The sequence below is a fragment of the Flavobacterium sp. Flavsp81 genome (assembly GCF_059491325.1).
In genome coordinates, this window is record NZ_CP168505.1 from 1,647,430 (window position 1) to 1,667,967 (window position 20,538).

Genomic DNA, 20,538 nt, shown 5'->3' on the forward strand with positions numbered 1-20,538 from the left:
TTTCTTATATTTGATAAACAAACAAAAAACTCCAAACATCATGAGAAAAATAATCGTCATAACCATGATTACAATCGATGGCGTAATGCAGGCACCTGGTGGCCCTGAAGAAGATACTTCTGGCGGTTTTGAATATGGAGGCTGGGTGGCGCCTTTTGGAGATGAAGAATATGGCAACGTCATGCAGGAGCAAATGAAACCTGCCGATATTCTTTTGGGCAGAAAAACATTTGATATTTTTGAAGCCTATTGGCCCAAACATGCAGAAGGCTGGCCGGGAATTAATGAGGTTACCAAATACGTTTTGTCCTCCACCAGAAAAAACTCTGATTGGGAAAACTCCCAATTCCTTTCCACTATAGAAGACATCAAAAAACTCAAAAATTCAGAAGGCGGCGATATTAAAGTTTGGGGAAGCGCAACACTTGTTCAGCTTTTGCTTCAACATGATTTGGTTGATGAACTGGCTCTTAAAATTCATCCTGTAATTCTGGGTAAAGGCAAGAAATTATTTGATGATAGTTCTGTTCCTTCAGGCTTTACGTTAACAGAAAGTACGGTTACACCAAGCGGCGTCATTGCTGTGAGTTACAAACGAGCCGGTGAAGTGAAGACCGGAACTATTGCAGATTAAAAAAAGGCTTTAAAATCCCGATCGCTCGTATATGCACAACTATAGTGCGGAAATTTTTCCGTGCCTGCAAAGTATATCAACTTTCTGAGTTCAGTGAAAAATCTATTTCAAAATCGCATCAATTAATCCAGAATTAGTACTTTTGATACTATCAAATGATACTATTACTATGAATCCACCGTACGAAATAACATCTGAAATATTAAAACTAATTATAGCTGTCTCGGAGAAAATTGGAGAAGTAAATGCCAAATATTTAGTTAAGCAAAACTCAACTCTTAGAAAACAAAATAAAATAAAAACCATTCACTCTTCATTAAGTATAGAAGGAAATACTTTATCTGAAGAACAAATAACCGCTATACTTGAAAACAAAAGGGTAATTGGCCCGGAAAAAGACATCGTTGAGGTTTTAAATGCATTGGAAGTTTACAACAATTTAAATTCTTTAAAATACCAATCCGAAAAGGATTTTTTGAAAGCTCATAAATCGCTGATGAAAAACCTAATCGAAAATCAAGAGGCATATCGAAAAAAAGGGGTTGGAATTGTAAAAGGTTCAAAAGTAGAGCATGTTGCTCCGCCTTATGAAAATGTTCCGTTCCTTATGAAGGAATTATTCGAATATTTAAAAGATAAATCCGAAATTACATTAATAAAAAGCTGTGTATTTCATTACGAAATGGAGTTTATTCATCCCTTTATGGACGGAAACGGAAGAATGGGAAGATTGTGGCAAACCCTGATTTTAATGAGCGAATATCCATTATTCGAATTCTTACCTTTCGAAACCTTAATCTCAAAAAATCAGGAAGAGTATTATAAAGTTTTGTCGGCTTGCGACAAAGAAGGTAAATCAACAAAATTTATAGTCTATATGTTGCAAATAATTGATACTTCCCTTTCTGAGTTACTTCAAAATTCAACAAAAAGACTAAACGAGTCTGAGCGGTTAGAATTATTTATTGAAAATATAAAGGGCGAATTCACGAGAAAAGATTACATGAAACATTTTAGCGGGTTATCAACTGCAACAGCCAGCAGAGACTTGAAAAGAGGGGTAGAAAACCAAATTATCAAAAAAAGCGGAGATAAAAAAACAACTACCTATATTAGATTCGAAAATAAATAAAAGGTAGATTAAAAAGAAAGTATACTAAAGGAAACTATTGGAAATTAAGAAAAGCTTTAAAATCTTCTGTTACAAAATAATACATAAAAGAAAACTTTCTTTCCCTTACAACTTCCTTGAAAAGTAAGCAAATCTTTTGGTTTGTATTCTTTTTAAGTTAATTCAAAACTACTCCTTTTCGGCAATAATAAATTGTAGGAAAACAACACTTAAATTGTTGATAACTTTGAAAACAAACAAAAAACTTAAACTCATTTTTGAACTATTTTTGCTGACCTACTCTAAAAAAATAAGTATTTGAAAGCCCTTCCAATTTATGATATTAAACAAATCCAGGATGAAATTAAAATTCAATATTTGTTTGCCAGTGTTGGCCGAAGAACAATTATTAAAGTCATTGAATATTCGCCTGTAACTACTATTGGTTCCAGAACTGTTTATAATCTTGGATTTGGAGATTATGATGAAACAAACATCAATGGCGCTATTATTGATGACAGTAACAGTAATAACGGTGATATTTATATTGTATTTAATACGGTATTAAGTACGGTACCCATTTTTTTTAAAGCTAATCCTGATGCAGTAATTATTGTAAGCGGAAGTGACAGTCATCAGGATTTTATAAATAACTGCCTTCCAAATTGCAGAAAGAAATGTGTCGAACAATGCAAAAATTACCAAAGAAGAATAAAAACGTATCGCTATTATGTAGATAAAAATTTTGATGAACTGTGTAAGGATTTTATTTTCTTTGGACGCAATAAAAATACAGAAAGTACGTTTGTACAATATATTCCAAATCAAGATTATGTTGATATTTTGGTTTATAAGAAAAAATAATTAACTTTGTTGGCAATTAAGTATTTATTATCAATCAGAGTACTAAATAATATTAATAATTATGAGGACAGTTAAACCAACTTTAAAAGCTAAGGTGATTGCTACATCAGCTGTAGCCAAAGAAAAGATGACTACTGTTGCTAATAACCTTAAAGGAAAAGAATTGTTTGCTGACAAGATAGAATTAGCAAAAAGAAGTTTAAGTGATTTAAAATCTTTGCCTATTTAATTCATAAATATAAAACATAAAAATAAAAAAAGTCGATTTGGAATGAACCAAATCGACTTTTTTATTTATACTTTAAGCATAATTATAATCCCTGCTCTACAAATCATAGAACTTTTCAACCAAATTATATAACATCTTTTTTTACTGTTTAAAGTAATTTTATTTTTTAGATAATTAGAATACTAAATTCTTTTTAAACAATTAAAACAGTAAAATCATGCAAAATAAAATTACAAGATTGTTAATGGTATTCGTTATACTATTTTCATTTACAAGCTGCGAACTTATTGGAGACATTTTTAAAGCCGGAATGGGTTTCGGAATATTTATTGTAATTGTTGTGGTTGCAATAATTATTTTTCTTTTCGCCAAGCTCTTCGGCAGAAAATAAGTATAAAAAATCCCGTTATTCAAATAACGGGATTTTTTTTTATTATAAGTGTACGTTACAAATTGTACATTTTCTTTCTTAATTCCTGAATTTTTTCATCATCAAGATATTCGTCAAATGTCATGTAACGGTCTATTGCTCCGTTTGGTGTAAGCTCCACTACTCTATTACCAACAGTTTGTGCAAACTCGTGATCATGCGTAGTGAAAATTACAGAACCTTTAAAGTTTTTCAATGAGTTATTAAAAGCTGTAATAGACTCCAAGTCTAAGTGATTCGTTGGCTCATCAAGCATTAAGATATTAGCACGCTCCATCATCATTCTGGATAACATACAACGCACTTTTTCTCCTCCTGATAAAACGCGGCTCGTTTTTAAAGCTTCTTCTCCTGAGAAAATCATTTTCCCCAAGAAACCTCTAATAAATACCTCATCACGCTCTTCTTCAGTTTTTGCGTATTGACGTAACCAGTCTACCAAGGTCAAATCGTTTTCAAAAAACGAATGATTTTCAGCCGGTAAATATGCCTGGTTGGTTGTGATTCCCCAATCAAAAGTTCCGGCATCAGCTTTTTGTTCACCGTTCAAAATCTGATAGAAAGCCGTTGTAGCACGTGAATCTTTAGAGAAAAGAACGATTTTGTCGCCTTTTGCCATATTCAAATGCACGTCTTTAAACAAAAGTTCTCCATCTACGGAGGCACTTAAATTTTCAATATTCAAAATCTGATCTCCGGCTTCACGATCCTGATCGAAGATAATTGCAGGATAACGACGGCTTGAAGGTTTAATGTCTGAGATATTCAATTTAGAAATCATTTTTTTACGGGAAGTCGCTTGTTTAGATTTTGCAACGTTCGCACTAAAACGACGAATAAATTCTTCCAGTTCCTGTTTCTTTTCTTCGGCTTTTTTGTTTTGCTGAGCACGTTGTTTCGCCGCTAATTGGCTGGATTCGTACCAGAATGTATAGTTTCCTGAATAGTGATTTATTTTTCCAAAATCAATATCCGAAATATGCGTACAAACCGAATCTAAAAAGTGACGGTCGTGAGATACTACAATTACAGTGTTTTCATAGTTTGCCAGGAAATTTTCTAACCACGCGATGGTTTCAAAATCCAGGTCGTTGGTAGGCTCATCCATGATAAGCAAATCCGGGTTCCCGAAAAGCGCCTGCGCCAAAAGCACACGTACTTTAATTTTCCCCTCAAGATCCCCCATTAAAGTATAATGATGCTCTTCGTTGATTCCTAAGTTAGACAACATTGCAGCCGCGTCAGAATCGGCATTCCAGCCGTTCATTTCTTCGAATTGAACCTGAAGCTCTCCAATTCGGTCAGCGTTTTTATCATTGTAGTCTAAATAAAGTTCATCCATTTCTTTTTTAACAGCATACAGCACTTTATTTCCCATCAAAACGGTTTCCAATACAGTATGCTCATCGAACATGTTGTGATTTTGGTTTAAAACCGACATACGTTTTCCCGGTTCTAAATGAATGTGTCCGGAAGTTGGGTCAATGTCGCCTGAAATGATTTTTAGAAAAGTAGATTTTCCAGCACCATTGGCTCCAATAACGCCGTAAATATTTCCGTGTGTGAAAGTAGTATTTACTTCGTCAAACAAAATTCGTTTGCCAAATTGAACTGATAAATTATTGACTGTTAACATGAATGTCTTTTTAATTAATTTTGTGCAAAAGTATGAAAAAAGGTTCAGAGGTGCAAGGGGGCTAAGGGGCTAAGTTTTTTTTATCCTAAAGAATACCTCTCGCAAAGACACCAAGGCGCAGAGAAAAAAAACTTAATGTGAAAAACTTCACCATATAAGTTACATAAATACATTTAAACTAAACATAAATCCTCAAAATGATTTAAAAATTACAAAAAAAACTTTGTGACTTCGCGACTTCGCGGGCAAAATTCCGCTACAATTTACTTTCTTCTGCCAAGGCAACTTCTAAACTTTCGTAATTATTAACTACTTTGATTATTATACCTTCTTTATTCAGTATAAAATGTGTTGGAAAAGCATTTAAATCGAGTGTTTCGTTCATATACACTTTCATGTTTGGAATCACCGAATATGACAATGGTTTTCTCACTAAAAATGCTTTTAGCTGTTCGGGAGTATCTTCAGCCAGACTTATAAAAACAATATCTTTTCGGTCTTTGTATTTTGCTGCTAATTGATTGACTTGCGGAAATTCTTTGATGCAGGCGGCACAGTGAATGTACCAGCATTTAATAACAATGATTTTTCCTTTCATGGTTTCGTTTGAAACTATATTTCCGTCTAAATCATTAAAAGAGAATTCAGGAAAAGCGGTGCCTTCCATTTTATAGTTTTTAAGCGCATCGAAAGCAATTTGATTGATGGTTGCTTTTATACTGGTATCTGATTTAGGCTGAATTTTAAACAGCTTGTAACAGTAAATCGAGTCAGTTGATTTTAATCGGATTGGAATAAAATTCCCGTTAACCAATTGATCCAAAAATGATTCTTTTGAAATTTCTTTTGACAGAACATCAAGTGGCACAAAATCTCTTGAAAGCATGATATTTTTGCTTTGATACGTCCACCAGTCAATAAATTTATTTTGAATCTGAATTGGATCTGCTTCCGGGTTTCCAAATTTGGTTTGGCCAGTACAAGAGATTATAATTAAGGGTAAAACTATAAGGCTGATTAGTTTCTTCATGAATTTAATAGAATAATTTAGAATTCAAAAGTACTTAAAAATTAGTTTGGAAATCTTTAAATAGATTTACCTATATTCGTTAAAAATCCTAATTAAATGACATTTCCTTTTCAATTTGAAATCTTTGAAAAAACCTTCTACTGGCATTTTGTATTTGAAACTTTAGCTTTTTTTGTTGGTATAAGAATCTATTATTTTCTAAAAAAAAGAGCACAGGATCCTATATCAGATACTAATCGTTTAATTATTATGATTGGTGCCATGATTGGTGCTTTGATAGGATCAAGAGTAATTGCCTTGCTCGAAAATCCGTCCCAAATTGCTAATCAGACTTTTTTAACCATCTATCAGAATAAAACGGTTGCAGGAGGGTTTTTGGGAGGATTATTTGGTGTCGAATTAATTAAAAAAGTCATTGGCGTAAAGATCGCATCCGGCGATTTATATGTGATTCCTATTATTGCCGCTTTATTTATTGGACGAATTGGCTGTTTTTCCATGGGCATAGCCGAACCAACTTATGGCAACGAAACTACTTTTTTTACAGGAATGAATTTAGGTGACGGATTATACAGACATCCTGTCGCTTTGTATGAAATGCTATTTATGATTTTGCTTTTCTTCTTTTTTCAAAGCATAAAAAATAAAAATTTGATTAATGGCGACCGGTTTAAGCTCTTTATGGTCTTGTATTTTTTATTCCGTTTTTTAGTTGAATTTATAAAACCTTACGAACCCTTGTTTCTTAATCTAAGCAGCATCCAGTGGAGTTCTATTTTTATTTTTGGCTATTACTGGAAATTTCTTTACCGAATATTGGTCTTTAAAAGCAAATAAAATCTTACTTTACACCATAAAACAATTTCAATGAAAACCCGCGATTATATATTTTACGATTACACTAAAAGTTTATGTCACCATTGTTTAGCACTTGTAGATACTAAAATTGTATTTCAGGATGATAAAGTCTGGATGCTGAAACATTGCAAAACCCATGGCGAAATGAGAGCGATGATTGCTGATGATGTCACCTATTACAAACAGTTGCGTAATTACAACAAACAGTCTGAAATGCCTTTAAAATTCAATACAAAAGTGCATTACGGCTGTCCTTATGACTGTGGATTGTGTACAGATCATGAACAGCATTCCTGTCTGACCATTGTAGAGGTTACGGATCGCTGCAATTTGGCGTGTCCGACTTGTTACGCCAACTCAGCACCCAATTACGGAAGACACCGCACATTAGAGGAAATTGAAAAAATGTTTGACACCGTTGTAGCTAATGAAGGCGAGCCAGATGTGGTTCAGATTTCGGGAGGGGAACCAACTGTGCATCCTGAGTTTTTTAAAATATTGGATATCGCCAAAAGCAAACCTATAAAACATTTGATGTTAAACACAAATGGTATCCGAATTGCAAAAGACATTAAGTTTGTAGAAACATTGGCAACCTACATGCCTGATTTTGAGATTTATCTGCAATTTGACAGTTTTAGGCCTGAAGTATTAGAAAAATTAAGAGGCGAAGATTTAACGGAAGTCCGTAAAAAAGCAATAGAACATCTTAATCAATTTAATATTTCTACTACATTGGTAGTCACCCTGCAAAAAGGAGAAAATGATGATGAAATTGGTAAAATAATTGAATATGCCTTACAGCAAAAATGTGTCCGTGGCGTGACTTTTCAGCCTACGCAAGTTGCCGGCAGAAATGATAATTACGATGACTTTTCAGGAAGAATAACATTAACTGAAGTACGCCGAAAAATTTATGAGCAATACCCTCTTTTTACACCTGAGGATTTAATTCCGGTTCCTTGCAATCCAGACGCCTTGTGCATGGCTTATGCCTTGAAAATTGATGGAGAAGTTTTTCCGATGACTCATTTGATAAACCCTGAAGATTTGTTGAATAACTCAAAAAATACGATTGTTTTTGAGCATGATGAAAAACTTAAAACCCATATGCTGAATTTGTTCAGCACAGGTATTTCTGTTGATTGTGCAGAAGGTGAATTTAATGAATTAATGTGTTGTCTGCCAAGAGTTCAGTCTGACACATTAAATTATAACAACTTGTTTCGGATTTTGATTATGAATTTTATGGATGCCCATGATTTTGATGTCAGGGCGGTTAAAAAATCATGTGTACATATTGTAAGTGATAAAATGAAAATCATTCCTTTTGAAACAATGAATCTATTTTACAGAGATCATAAAATTGATCAGATACGGGAAAAATTAAATGTTTAATTTTTTAATTAATTTATGGAATTTTTACTATTTGTTGGATTGATTCTTTGCACGGTATTTTTTATTGGCCTCTTCGGTTTAATTTCAGGCAAGGGGAATAAAAAAAAATTTTTAACGCTATTATTGATTCCAATAGTTGTTGCTGTAATAGGATTTGGTACATGTGTAGTGATTTTAAATAATTTGTAATTCTAATAAAAATGTAGAAGATTTTAGTTTTCTTTGGAGCGCACAATAGTATTAATCAGAATTATTGCTTTTTACATTTAATATAAAGCATTTTAGTCTTTCTGTATTGTGGCAAAATGGTAACTGTAATTAACCCGTAAATGTATATCAAAATCGTATTAACTAATAATATAAAGTACATAAAACATCAATAAAAAAATTAAACAAATTGCATAAATTATGAGAGATGAGTTAGGGTTGATTGGTTTTGTTGTGGCATTTATTAGTGTTCTCACTTTTTTCTTTGGAATTTTACGGTTAATATTTGTAGAAGAAAAGAAGATTTCATTAAAAATTATTTTGTATTCCGTAATAGCCTTTGTAATTGGTTTTGGTACTTGTGCTGCCAATTTTTCATTAAGTGGTATGCATTAAAAAAGCCTGGCAATATAATTACCAGGCTTATAATGCTCTCCTTCAGGTGAAAACCAAATAACAAATCACCTGAATTTGACCATCTAATTAGAAACAAATCAGATTAAAAAATAAATAACCAAACTCAATTTTAACCGTCCCAATTTTATTTCTAACTTTTCCATTCTATTCAATCACTTCTAATTTAAAAAATTGATTACTTTGAATGATTTTTTATTTCCTCCCTTGTCAGTAACAATCACTATAAACAACTGTTTGGTGTTGAAACTTTGACTTTGAAGCAGTACTTCTTTACTATTCTGAATATTTTTCTGACTTGCCAAAACTTGCCCGATTGTGTTGAAAACATCAACCTGAGCAATATCTTCAGTTCCATTTGCAACTGATAAGACATTGTCTCTGAAATACACTATTGTATTGCTGTTTAATTCAATTTTGTCAGCAAATTTTTTTGCTGTGGATTGCGATGCAAAATAGGCAGCATATGCCTTTGATAATTCAGACGAATTACCACAAGAAGAAGCGTCCCAGTTTACAGACCAGGTCATTAAACCTCTCAAATTAGGATAAGGTCCCCCAAGTTGCATAGTGTAGGTTCTTCCTGAAAAAGTAGTTCCTGTTCTTAAATAATGCAAAGCACTGATTCCTTCGGCTGGAGTGATATAACCACTACCTGCTGCACTTGGACAAGCTGGCAACCCGATAAGAATTTTTGAAGGTGGTAAACCATCAAAATGCATTCCTGTTGTACCAATATTATACCCTTTTACAAGCATATCAGTTAGAGCGGTTACCATATTTGCTCTCTTAGCTGAGCCATAGTATTGACCATCTAATCCGTTTTCTCCACCTGTATTATACAATTGTACGGCTAACAAATCCAATTCATTACGCAAGTTTTGAATAATTGGAAGGAATGATCCATACGTATCTGAATAGCTGGAATATCCACCTTGCACATATTGTGTTTCCGGAGCCGCAGTTAATAAAAATCCAGTTCCGTAATATGCTTTTAATTCTTTACAGGCATCTACTATGTTTTTTAATCTTGGATAAGCTGAGATTCCTGCATAAGAAATATCTCGTAAACTTCCTGCATTAAAATTCATGGATCCGCCTTCAAAATCTAAATCAACTCCATCAAATTGATATTCGTCAATAATTGCTTTTAAACCATTAACAAAAATATTTTTTTGAGTTACATTATCTAAAACAACATGGCCATTCTGACCTCCAATAGAAATGATAACAGGAACCCCGCTGGCTCTTAAACTTTGAATATCATTTTTCAACAATTGTTTATTGAAAACGCCATTCGTCAAATATCTGGTGTCATTTGTAGTTAGTACTGGTGTGTAACCATCACGATTAACGGTTTCAATGAAAGAATAATCAACTACATTAAACTTGCTTCCAACCATTTGAGAAAAATATAAAAATGGAGCAGAAGAGTTTTCCCAGGAGTGAGCATATCCTAAAAGTACCTTTGCAGGAAGTGGAATAAACCTATTACTGCTGATCGGAGCAATTTTAATTGTATTGTTTAATGTAGTTACAGCAGATTTATTATCGGTAGCTTTAATTACAATCGGATAATCCTGATAAGCAGATGGTGTAAAATTATACGTATAAATATTGTTTGCTCCAGCAGTCATATTAAAAGTACCTCCATTGATTGTGATAGTAACCCCCGAAACAGATCCATCACTATCAACAGCTGTAACTGAAATAGGCACAACCTGAAAAGAACTTTGGTTTACAGTAGTATTCGATGGTGAATTCCAGGTAATTACCGGCAATGAATTAGGGCAGTTTGCACCTGAACAACTTAATGTAAAACTATATGTTTTTGAATCTGTTGTTCCGTTTGATGCAGTAGCTGTAACGGTTAACGTATGGCTTGCTGAAAATTGACTGGCAACTGGTGTCCAGCTTGCATTATAATTTCCTGCAGCATTTGTAACACTTAAATTCTGACCATCTAAGCTAAATACAACCGACGAAATTGTAGTGGCATCATTGGCACTTAATCCAACATTTGCTGTAAAATTAACTGCACTTCCTAAATTTAAGGAAATCGCTGAACTTGTTGGTGCAGTAATTGCAACCACCGGAGTAGTAGCAACAACCGTTTGAGTATTAAAATTAAATACTTGTGGTGAAGTTGGAAGATTTGTTTGTGGATAAGATGGTGAATAAGCAACATCCTGATTTTCCCAAGCATTAATCTTTAAACTTAAAAAAGTAATGTAACCATTAATGGCAGCATTTTCAAAATGGTAATTTCCCTGAGCATCCGACAAAGTTGATAAGTTAACCCATCCGTGAGTATCATTAGCATATGGCAAAATTAAATCTACTTTTACTCCGGCTACCGGAACTGTTCCATTTTTAACAGTACCGCTAATTAAATATCCATTGACAACATTCTGTGTAAAATTTAATGTTTTGCTTGAATTGATTGCAGAATAAACTGTCGAAGCCGGAGTAAAACTCACTCCTGTTTTGAAAGCCGTTACAGTATAATTTGATCCTGCAGCCAAATTTGAAACTGTATAATTTCCTGAAGCATCTGAAACTGCTGTTAAAGTTGTAGTTCCTGAAACTGCCGAAATCGTTACACCAGAAACCGGAGTTGCTCCGTTTAAAACTGATCCGCTAACCGTGTAATATATTGGATTAATAACAGTTTGAGTAAAGCTTAGTGTTTTGTTTGAATTTATAGCGGTATAAACTGTTGAAGCCGGAGTAAATGTTACCCCTGCTTTTGCAATAGTCACCGTATAATCTGATCCTGAAACTAAGTTTGCAATACTATAGTTTCCTGAAGCATCTGAAACTGCTGTTAAAGTTGTTGCTTCTGAAACTGCTGAAATTGTCGCTCCTGAAACAGGAGTTGTTCCGTTTAAAACTGTTCCGCTTACCGTGAAATATGTTGGTGTCACCACAACACTCGTATTAAAATCGTAAACTGTTGGATTTGCCGGAACAGCAAAATTTGTCAAATTTGATGGTAAATATACCACGTCTCCATTTTCCCAGGCATTTAGTTTTAAACTTGAAATTGTAGTATATCCATTTACTACTGCATTATCAAAACTGTATTTTCCTTGTGCATCTGTAGTGGCAAAAACACTTTTCCAGCTATGTGTATTATCTGTCCATGGCAATACCAATTCCACTTTGGCACCTGAAACCGGAGTTACTCCGTTTTTAACTGTTCCGCTAATTTTATTGGTTCCAATAACCACAACATCCTGAGAGAAGTTTAATGTTTTATTGGCATTTAAATTAGAATAAACTGTTGAAACCGGAGTATAGGTCTGTCCTGTTAAAGCAGCTGTAACCGTATAATTTCCTGCAGAAGGCAAACTAAGTGAATAAACACCACTTGCATTGGTAACAGCTGTGAAGTTTCCACCTGTTGAAGATGCTGTAACGGTTACGCCTGAAACCGGAGTTGTATTGTTTAAAATAGTTCCGCTTACTGTGTAATTTACAACTGCCGCTCCCTGAGTAAAATTCAACGTTTTGTTGGCATCAATTGTATTATAGACTGTTGAAGCCGGCGTATAAGAGAATCCTGTTTTTGCAGCTGTAAGAGTGAAATTTAATCCCGCGGCTAAACCTGAAACACTATAAACTCCACTTGCGTTAGAAACAGCCGTTAAAACTGTTGATCCTGAAGTTGCCGTAACGGTTACGCCTGAAACTGGAGTTGTCCCGTCAAGAACTGTTCCGCTTACTGTGTATAAAGGTTGAGTTCCATTAATAACAACTGCTGTCTGACTAACTGTAACATTGGTTAATGTTACAGGAGTAAAAGTATAAGTCGATTTTAAGGCTGTAAGTGTATAATTTTGTCCTGAAGTTAAGTTGCTGAATGTAAAATTACCTCCAGTAGAAACAATAGTTTGTAATACTGCATTACTTCCATTACGCAATTCAACGGTAACATCAGGCACTAAAGCTGATCCGTTTTTTACTGATCCGGAAATACTTACAGATCCAATAACCGTACTTCCAAACGAAGTATCAACCTGAGTTAATAATGAATTTGGAATCGAACCTCTGGTATCCTGAGACAATTCCCATACCATTCCTCCGGCAAGATTTCTTGATTTGATATACTGTACTTTTAAATCCATTGACTGTTTATCTTCATAGCTGATAAACTGTTTTAAAGTAGCATTGTATAAGTAAGGAACTTTAGTAGTATTGTCAAAATAGCGTGCCCATCCTGCAGCAGCTGCGGTTGGTGTGACTAACATGGTATTTGGATCTAAATAAGCGTGTGAATTGGTTACCGGATTTCCAACTAAATCGCAGATTTCGATACTTCCGGATTTTTCGCATGCTGCAGGACCATCCCAAGTTCCTGTAGGATTCTGTGGATTTGTACAACCTGAAACTGTATATCTTGGTGCTGCAACAAACAATCCCGGGAGATTAGGATTGGTTCCGTTATTGGCAACATTGTCAAATTTTTTTCCGTAAAAAGGCAATCCCATGATTAACTTATTGGCAGGAAAACCAACTACATTTAGAAATTGAGTTGTTAATTCATCTAATGATTCTGATTGTGTTGCACCATACAGTGGATCATTTGCATTTCCGCTTGCATATAAAGGAGCATTATAGCATGTTTTATCATACCAGTTACCGCCAAGGTCATATCCAAAATAAGTAATGTAATCACAATAAGTCGAAATGTCTTCTGTCATTCCGTATTGCACCCTGTTGTTTGGTCCTAAATATTGTGATGAAACTTTGCGGACATTATTTCCTGCAGCGATTGTAACTAATTTATTTGGCATTGCCTGACGCATTGCTTTTAATAAATATACTAAATTTTTGTTGTCGTCCGGACTATACTTTTGTGGAGGAATAGGCGATCCGTTAATGACCTCAGTACCGTCTGTTCCTCCGGAAAGAGGATATTCCCAATCAATGTCGAAACCATCAATAAAAGGATAAGTCACTATAAAGTTTGCCATGTCTGCAGCTAAAGCAGCTCTTGCTACCGGACTTGCAGCAATTGGGGAAAGATCCTGACCTTTCGTCCATCCTCCAACAGAAATAAGAATTTTTAGATGCGGATACTTTTCTTTTAGTTTTTTCAAATCATAAAAGTTTCCTTTTACCGGAGCATCCCAAGGAATTCCGCCTTCTGTATGCTCAAAATCAGCATAGGTATCCAGGCATTTTAATTTTGTATTCTCAGGATGGGCAGCATCAAAAGTGGTCCCATAAAAAGAATAATTCAAATGTGTCAATTTGCTTCCATCTATCTTCGGAACATTGAAGTCCCGCGCATAAATAGACCATTGCGCATAGTATCCCACTACTTTTTTACCGTGAGCTGGTTGGGCTGACACGAGTAAGGGAAACAGTAACAAAAAAAGTAATCTGTAATAATGTTTCATAATTAATTAATATTGGTTAATAGAAAAAGTATTCCAATTCACTTAATTACATGTCAGATACAACATATAAAAAAGCACAACTGGGATTCAACAAACTGCAAATAGAAAACATTGCAACTCATTGGAAATAATCCTCTTACTTCTATAAATAAATATTACTATTACTGATTCTACCATAATCATAAGCAAATAGTGATTTATATTTATGTATAATTTGTTTAAAAATTAGTATTAAATAAAAACCGATAAATTTGGGGCGCTAATTCATCAATTTAAAAAATTTTACTTTATCATTTTTTATTCGTTATTTGGTTTAAATGGTTATTATTATTTTATTGGTTATTTAATATCAGAATATCAGTCTGAAAAAGATTTTTCGGGGAAGTTTTAATTACCGCTACCGGAATTCCGGTAGAGGTAATTAACCTAAACAATTGCGGTACTAAAACTTACTAAACCAATTCAAACAATTATATCAATTTTTTTAAACTCGCATAAACAGCGAGTTCAACATCAGCATGGTCTTTTGTATTGCATTGCTCAATCAGGCTTTTTAAATCGGTTGTTTTTAAAGTTGATTTATTTTCTAAAACAAACAATAACTCTTGCGATGCATCGCTTAATTTTTTAGTCAAAGGCAAAATTGGCTGTACTAAAGGAGCAGTGGCACTTAGCGCAGTCAAATCTTTATTTATGGCGATCCATTTGTTGAAAAACGCGGCAATTTTTGCCTTATTTTCAGGAGTTTTACTCGTCAGATATTGATTTACTGCCTCATCAAAAATTATAGCATCTTTGGCATCGGGCGTGCAGGCATCTGCAAAAAGTGTCAGTGGAGAATACATCTGATATTCTGTTCCGTCCTTATTTCGGGAATATCCTTTTAAAGGTTCACAAACATTTGAAAAATCATTAATTGCCTCCATATTTTGGTTATTGACAATATTTCTAAGGATAACAGCTTTATTACTAATATGTGTCAAACCTAATTCTTCTAATCTAAACGAAACAGTTTCAAGACGTTTACGCATATTAGCGAAATCCGTAATATTTTCTGCCGACCAAAGCCTTTCGGCAATTGCAGCTGTTCTTGGCCAAATTCTGGAATCTATTGTTGCTGGTGACACAAGCTCTGTCCACATTGTCGCTTCTCCGCCTAAAATTCTTGCCTTCTCTTCAATTGTTAAATTAGCTTCTTTTGGCATTGGGTCATTCAGATAATGGTTTTCAACAGGATACATCAAATCGATGTAATATCCGTTTGATAATACTGTTTTATACCCTTTTTTAACTGCGTCTATTAATGACTGACCAGTAGCCACTCCTTCGTTCGGTCCTCTCCAGGAATGGATAATAGCTTCTTTTGACATATTTTTTGTCAAAATTTCTTCCCATCCCATTAATTGTTTGCCGTGTTTTTTAAGCATTGGGGCTAATTGCATGGTAAAATAGGTTTGCAATTCGTGATTTGTAGCTAAGTTATGTTTCTTTTTAAATTCCTGAATTTTTGGATTCGCATCCCAATCTTTTCCTTCATTTTCATCTCCGCCAATGTGAAAATAAGCCCCGGGAAACAATGGGCAAACCTCATCAAATAACTCACTCAATAATTGGTATGTTTTAGGGTTTGAAGGATCTAATGTAGGCGAAAAAATACCTGCATTTCTTTCAATTCCATAGGTGGCAATTGCCGTTCCCTGAATGTTTTTTTCTGAAGTTCCTCCTATAAGTGTAATCACTTTACTTCCAATTTCCGGATAAGCTGTTAAAATAGCCGATCCGTGACCGGGAACATCTATTTCCGGAACAATTAAAATACCGCGCTCATCAGCGTATTTTACGATATTTTTAATTTCTTCTTGTGTATAATATTGCCCATCCGAAGCTAATTCAATTAATTTTGGATGTTTTTTCATTTCAATTCTCCAGCCCTGATCATCAACCAAATGCCAGTGAAAAACGTTCATTTTCATTGCTGCCAATCCATCAATATTTCTTTTGATTACGTCAACCGGCTGAAAATGTCTTGAAGCATCTATCATCAAACCTCTCCAGGTAAATCTTGGAAAATCTGAAATTTGGGAGTTTGGAAAATAAAATGACGTACTATTATTTTGCAGCATTTGCAGTAAGGTTTCAAGACCGTGCAAAGCCCCTAAATCGCTGGTTGCATTTATTGTAATCTGCTTTTGTTTAATATCCAAATGATAACTTTCATCTTCATACAAACCAATTTTTCCGTTTTTTGTACAGTTAATCTGAAGTTCAGCGATTGGGACTTCATTCAGTTTGGTAATAAAACCCTGTTCGAAAAACATACCTGTTCTGCTATCTAATCGTCTTAAGAAACGAGTTACTCCTCCAAAAATTCTTGAATTAGGATCTCCTGTGATATTTACTTTAAATTTTTTAGTTAAAGCAAAATTCCCTTCATTTAAAACAATACTCTGAGGCCAGGGCATAAGATTTAATTGCTCTTTTTGAATTTGAGCATTAGAAGCTAAACCCGCTAATAGTAGGACTAATATATATTTCATTTTATGTCGCTTGAAAAATGTTATCCTGAAATAACATTCATATAAATAAAAAAAATCCAGAAAGATCTCTATTGATCCTCACTATCATTATAAATCAATCTGAATTTCGAAATTTGATCCGCTCTAAACGAACCATAAAATAATCTTAGTAATCAAAACGTTTAAAAGCTTCAATCGCCTCATATTCTGCCAAACCTAAATCATCATAAAGGATGGCTGTATTTTTATTACGATCTTCTGCCCTAACCCAAAATTCCCTGGAATCATTTCCCTGAAACATCACCCTGTCTTTTTGAGACTGATGGTACAAAATGGCATGGCGTTTTAACAATACTTCTGATGGACTTAACGGAACTGCCATATCAATTTCGTGAATGTCCCATTCGTGCCATGCCCCTCGATATAACCATAACCAGCAATCATCCATATAAGGTTTTGATTTTAATTCTTTTAATGCGGCAAATATGGCATTCAGACAGACTTCATGAGTTCCGTGCGGATCGGCAAGATCGCCGGCGGCAAATACCTGATGTGGTTTTATTTTGGCGATAATGTCCTTTACGATATCAATATCTTCCGGACCTAACGGATTTTTCTTTACTTGTCCTGTTTCATAAAAAGGAAGATCTAAAAAGTGAGTGTTCTCATCTTTTAAACCAATGTATCTTGTCGCTGCATACGATTCTCTTCTTCTTATGAGTCCTTTTAATTTTCGAACTTCCAACGAATCTACCTGATCTTCAGATTTATTATTCAGAAATTCAATTACAGATTTAAAATTTATTTTACCCTCTGCATCTCCAACAAAATCGTTACACACCTCAGCAAATTTTAATGCCTCATCATCAGTAACGGCTATATTTCCGGAGGTTTGATATACTACATGTACATCATGTCCTTGTTTGATCAATTTTGAAAAAGTTCCTCCCATAGAAATCACATCATCATCCGGATGCGGACTAAAAAGAATTACTCGTTTTTTTGCAGGATTGGCTCTTTCCGGACGATGTGAGTCGTCAGTATTTGGCTTTCCACCCGGCCATCCCGTAATGGTATGCTGTAATACATTGAACATATTGATGTTCAAATCATAAGCAGAACCTTCCAGTGCCAAAAGATCAGACATTCCGTTATTATTGTAATCACGATCTGTTAATTTTAAAATGGATTGTTTTGTTTTTTGACATAACCAAACAATCGCTTTGCTTTTTAATTCCTGTGTCCAAATACATTCTCCAACCAACCAGGGTGTTTTGAAACGAGTCAATTCTGAAGCTGCAGACTGATCTAAAACGAAAGTGGCATTAGGATGATTTTGTAAAAAGGTTGCCGGAACTTCAGAACTGATATCTCCCTGAATGGTTCTTTTGATGATACCGGCTTTGTTTTGTCCCCATGCCATCAATACAATTCTTTTGGATCTCATAATGGTAGAAACTCCCATAGTAATCGCTCTTTTTGGGACATTATCTATACCATTAAAATCTGATGATGCATCTACTCTTGTAATATGATCCAGTGTGATAATACGTGTACCGGAATTGATATGTGATCCCGGTTCATTGAAACCTACGTGACCTGTACGCCCAATTCCTAATAATTGAAAATCAAGTCCTCCAGCGTTTTTAATATTCATTTCGTAGTCGATGCAATATTGATTTAATTCGTCAATAGCAATTGTACCGTCCGGAATATTTATGTTTTCAGGGTTAATATCAATATGATTAAAAAGATGCTGGTGCATGAAATAATGATAGCTTTGATTGTTTTCTTTCGTCATCGGATAATATTCATCCAGATTAAAAGTGATTACATTGCTAAAACTTAGTCCTTCTTCTCTGTGCATTCTCACTAATTCTTCATAGACTTTTATAGGAGAAGAACCTGTTGCCAAACCTAATACACAAGATTTATTTTTTTCTTGTTTAGATCTAATTAACTGAGCAATTTCGTGTGCAACAATTACTGAAGCTTCTGCTGAATTTTTGAAGGTTTCATTGTGAATTTTTTCGAATCTGGTCTCTTCAAATTTCCCCGCACTTTTATAGCTGATATCAGGTTTTATTTCTAAAGCACTTTTCATTTTTTTCTTTTTATGTATTATAAAGGTAAGTTTTCTAAGTAATGGTATAGGCAATTTGCATCGCCTATACCATTTACAAACCACACTTATATATTGTTTAATCTTTGTCTTGTTTTATTAGAAGTTAGCTCCTGTAGTATCCCACCAGACTCTTGTCCCACCAGTATCCGGGCCTCCTAATTTTGCAACTCCTGTAGCCAACCCACCCGGGTTACCATCTTTTTCGGATTGCACATAATTTACTCTTCGTGGTCCAAATTCAGTAGTAATTGTACCTCCACTTGTATTATGTAAGATTCTGAATAATTTTGGATACCCAGTCCTTCTATATTCCGACCATGCTTCCTGACCTTCAGGAAAATTAGCAATCCATTTTTGGGTAATTATTTTTTGTAATTTCACTTCATTTGCAGCTGCAGCATCCCAGGCGATAGTGACTTTATTTACCGCTACTCCATTATTCGCAACATCTTTTACATCTACAAAATCTTTAGCCATACTTACATTGTCAGCGATGTAAGACGCAGCATCAGAAACTCCATGTTGTGAAAATGATGCTGTTATACCGGCTTCATATAAAGCCTGAGCAGTTCCGCCCATATCCCATCCTCTTAATGCTCCTTCGGCTCTTAGAAAATATACTTCAGCAGTAGTCATTAATACTTTTTCGTTTTTAGACACAATCGAGCCAAGTTGAGACATACCAGTACGATCAGATTTTGCAATCATGTTGATGCCTGTACGTATACCTCTGTATTCACTAGGAAAATCTTCTGATTTATTAAAATACACTGCTAATCTAGGATCTGCATATCCCCCCATTATTGATTCCATATCAGCAGACATTCTAATATCCCCCCAAGCACCTGAAATTGTCAAAAGAGGATCGATATAATTAGGAATAATTAGTTTGCATATATCTGCATTTGTTGTCAATACTCCAAATGCATGACTAACTGCTTTTTCAGCTTCTGTTTTTGCTAAAGCCGGATTAACTTTTACAATTCTCATCGCTAAACGTAAACGTAGTGAATTGGCATATTTAACCCATTGCTTATAATCTCCGTTGTAAGTACTTATATCTGGACCTGTAAGAGTAGAAATTTCACCAGCATTTGCTCTTTTAGTTAATTCTGCTACTGCAAAATCCAATTCTTTAAACATTTGTGTGTACACATCAGCTTGAGAATCATATCCTACTAGCTTACCAGTAGTTCCAAACTCAGAATAAACTATAGGACCAAAAACATCAGTAATTCTGTGCATTCCTTCTACTTTCAAGATTAAGGAAATTGCATAAAACTGATCGTATTTTCCTTTTGTTAATCGCTCTAATTTATAAGAATTTGCCATTACATCAGTATAGCCTAAGTCCCAAATAAATCCATTCCAACCATTCACATAGTTATAATTTGAATTATCCCCGGCAGCTCCTTTAAAAGGAGTTGGTGTTGCCATATATCCAGACCAAATATCAGCATTTAAGTTTTGCTGCAATTGATATTTCCAGTGCGTTGTATTAAAAATCCCTAAGAATTCAGCATTTAATGGCGCTTTTATATGATTAAAATCTTGCTCCAATTGCTCATTTGTAAAACCTTCTGGATTTTTATTTAATTCATCAAATTCTCCTGTACATCCCATAGCCATAAGCAATGATGCACAAAACGCAGTAGTTTTTATTTTATTGAGTATCATA

General features: G+C 34.5%; 14 protein-coding genes. 8 read left to right on the forward strand and 6 right to left on the reverse strand.

What is annotated here, in order from left to right; all coding sequences use genetic code 11:
* Positions 1 to 40 precede the first annotated feature (40 nt).
* The 5 genes from ACEN92_RS06630 (at position 41) to ACEN92_RS06650 (ending at position 3,229) form a co-directional block, all read left to right on the forward strand.
* Positions 41 to 634 carry a dihydrofolate reductase family protein gene (locus tag ACEN92_RS06630; protein WP_495641583.1) on the forward strand — a complete coding sequence of 198 codons (594 nt, stop codon included), beginning with the start codon at positions 41 to 43 and terminating at the stop codon, positions 632 to 634.
* A 169-nt stretch (positions 635 to 803) separates the two neighbouring features.
* Positions 804 to 1,766, forward strand: coding sequence for a Fic family protein (locus tag ACEN92_RS06635; protein WP_495641584.1), 963 nt, complete (start codon positions 804 to 806; stop codon positions 1,764 to 1,766).
* A gap of 297 nt (positions 1,767 to 2,063) precedes the next feature.
* Positions 2,064 to 2,609, forward strand: coding sequence for a DUF6934 family protein (locus ACEN92_RS06640; protein WP_495641585.1), 546 nt, complete (start codon positions 2,064 to 2,066; stop codon positions 2,607 to 2,609).
* 61 nt (positions 2,610 to 2,670) lie between these two features.
* The gene (locus ACEN92_RS06645; protein WP_495641586.1) at positions 2,671 to 2,838 is read left to right on the forward strand and encodes a hypothetical protein; all 168 of its coding nucleotides are present in this window, start codon (positions 2,671 to 2,673) and stop codon (positions 2,836 to 2,838) included.
* 217 nt (positions 2,839 to 3,055) lie between these two features.
* Complete coding sequence (locus ACEN92_RS06650) at positions 3,056 to 3,229, forward strand: hypothetical protein (RefSeq protein WP_495641587.1); 174 nt, start codon at positions 3,056 to 3,058, stop codon at positions 3,227 to 3,229.
* A 55-nt stretch (positions 3,230 to 3,284) separates the two neighbouring features.
* On the opposite strand, the gene ACEN92_RS06655 is transcribed toward ACEN92_RS06650, so the two are convergent.
* Complete coding sequence (locus tag ACEN92_RS06655; protein WP_495641588.1) at positions 3,285 to 4,904, reverse strand: ABC-F family ATP-binding cassette domain-containing protein; 1,620 nt, start codon at positions 4,902 to 4,904, stop codon at positions 3,285 to 3,287.
* 256 nt (positions 4,905 to 5,160) lie between these two features.
* Positions 5,161 to 5,934: a TlpA family protein disulfide reductase gene (locus ACEN92_RS06660; RefSeq protein ID WP_495641589.1), complete on the reverse strand. Its 774-nt coding sequence runs from the start codon at positions 5,932 to 5,934 to the stop codon at positions 5,161 to 5,163.
* Positions 5,935 to 6,030: 96 nt separating this feature from the next.
* Between ACEN92_RS06660 and ACEN92_RS06665 the strand changes: the two genes are divergently transcribed.
* The 3 genes from ACEN92_RS06665 (at position 6,031) to ACEN92_RS06675 (ending at position 8,793) form a co-directional block, all read left to right on the forward strand.
* Positions 6,031 to 6,771 carry a prolipoprotein diacylglyceryl transferase gene (locus ACEN92_RS06665; protein WP_495641590.1) on the forward strand — a complete coding sequence of 247 codons (741 nt, stop codon included), beginning with the start codon at positions 6,031 to 6,033 and terminating at the stop codon, positions 6,769 to 6,771.
* 30 nt (positions 6,772 to 6,801) lie between these two features.
* Positions 6,802 to 8,190 (forward strand): radical SAM protein, encoded by a 1,389-nt coding sequence (locus ACEN92_RS06670; RefSeq protein WP_495641591.1) that lies wholly within the window; start codon positions 6,802 to 6,804, stop codon positions 8,188 to 8,190.
* A gap of 408 nt (positions 8,191 to 8,598) precedes the next feature.
* Complete coding sequence (locus ACEN92_RS06675; protein WP_495641592.1) at positions 8,599 to 8,793, forward strand: hypothetical protein; 195 nt, start codon at positions 8,599 to 8,601, stop codon at positions 8,791 to 8,793.
* Between the two features lie 179 nt (positions 8,794 to 8,972).
* On the opposite strand, the gene ACEN92_RS06680 is transcribed toward ACEN92_RS06675, so the two are convergent.
* The 4 genes from ACEN92_RS06680 to ACEN92_RS06695 all read right to left on the reverse strand — a co-directional run bounded on the left by ACEN92_RS06680 (position 8,973) and on the right by ACEN92_RS06695 (position 20,537).
* Positions 8,973 to 14,219, reverse strand: a complete 5,247-nt coding sequence (locus ACEN92_RS06680) for a glycosyl hydrolase family 18 protein (protein ID WP_495641593.1) — start codon at positions 14,217 to 14,219, stop codon at positions 8,973 to 8,975.
* A 470-nt stretch (positions 14,220 to 14,689) separates the two neighbouring features.
* The gene (locus ACEN92_RS06685) at positions 14,690 to 16,756 is read right to left on the reverse strand and encodes a beta-N-acetylhexosaminidase (protein ID WP_495641594.1); all 2,067 of its coding nucleotides are present in this window, start codon (positions 16,754 to 16,756) and stop codon (positions 14,690 to 14,692) included.
* A gap of 145 nt (positions 16,757 to 16,901) precedes the next feature.
* Positions 16,902 to 18,839 (reverse strand): glucosamine-6-phosphate deaminase, encoded by a 1,938-nt coding sequence (gene nagB, locus ACEN92_RS06690; protein WP_495641595.1) that lies wholly within the window; start codon positions 18,837 to 18,839, stop codon positions 16,902 to 16,904.
* Positions 18,840 to 18,956: 117 nt separating this feature from the next.
* Entirely contained in the window at positions 18,957 to 20,537 is a 1,581-nt protein-coding gene (locus tag ACEN92_RS06695) for a RagB/SusD family nutrient uptake outer membrane protein (protein ID WP_495641596.1), read from the reverse strand.
* Position 20,538 lies beyond the last annotated feature (1 nt).

Coding starts and splice junctions, on each gene's coding strand:
- ACEN92_RS06630 (WP_495641583.1), top strand. CDS start 41: ATGAGAAAAATAATCGTCATAACCATGATTACAATCGATGGCGTAATG.
- ACEN92_RS06635 (WP_495641584.1), top strand. CDS start 804: ATGAATCCACCGTACGAAATAACATCTGAAATATTAAAACTAATTATA.
- ACEN92_RS06645 (WP_495641586.1), top strand. CDS start 2,671: ATGAGGACAGTTAAACCAACTTTAAAAGCTAAGGTGATTGCTACATCA.
- ACEN92_RS06650 (WP_495641587.1), top strand. CDS start 3,056: ATGCAAAATAAAATTACAAGATTGTTAATGGTATTCGTTATACTATTT.
- ACEN92_RS06655 (WP_495641588.1), bottom strand. CDS start 4,904: ATGTTAACAGTCAATAATTTATCAGTTCAATTTGGCAAACGAATTTTG.
- ACEN92_RS06660 (WP_495641589.1), bottom strand. CDS start 5,934: ATGAAGAAACTAATCAGCCTTATAGTTTTACCCTTAATTATAATCTCT.
- ACEN92_RS06665 (WP_495641590.1), top strand. CDS start 6,031: ATGACATTTCCTTTTCAATTTGAAATCTTTGAAAAAACCTTCTACTGG.
- ACEN92_RS06670 (WP_495641591.1), top strand. CDS start 6,802: ATGAAAACCCGCGATTATATATTTTACGATTACACTAAAAGTTTATGT.
- ACEN92_RS06675 (WP_495641592.1), top strand. CDS start 8,599: ATGAGAGATGAGTTAGGGTTGATTGGTTTTGTTGTGGCATTTATTAGT.
- ACEN92_RS06680 (WP_495641593.1), bottom strand. CDS start 14,219: ATGAAACATTATTACAGATTACTTTTTTTGTTACTGTTTCCCTTACTC.
- ACEN92_RS06685 (WP_495641594.1), bottom strand. CDS start 16,756: ATGAAATATATATTAGTCCTACTATTAGCGGGTTTAGCTTCTAATGCT.
- nagB (WP_495641595.1), bottom strand. CDS start 18,839: ATGAAAAGTGCTTTAGAAATAAAACCTGATATCAGCTATAAAAGTGCG.
- ACEN92_RS06695 (WP_495641596.1), bottom strand. CDS start 20,537: ATGATACTCAATAAAATAAAAACTACTGCGTTTTGTGCATCATTGCTT.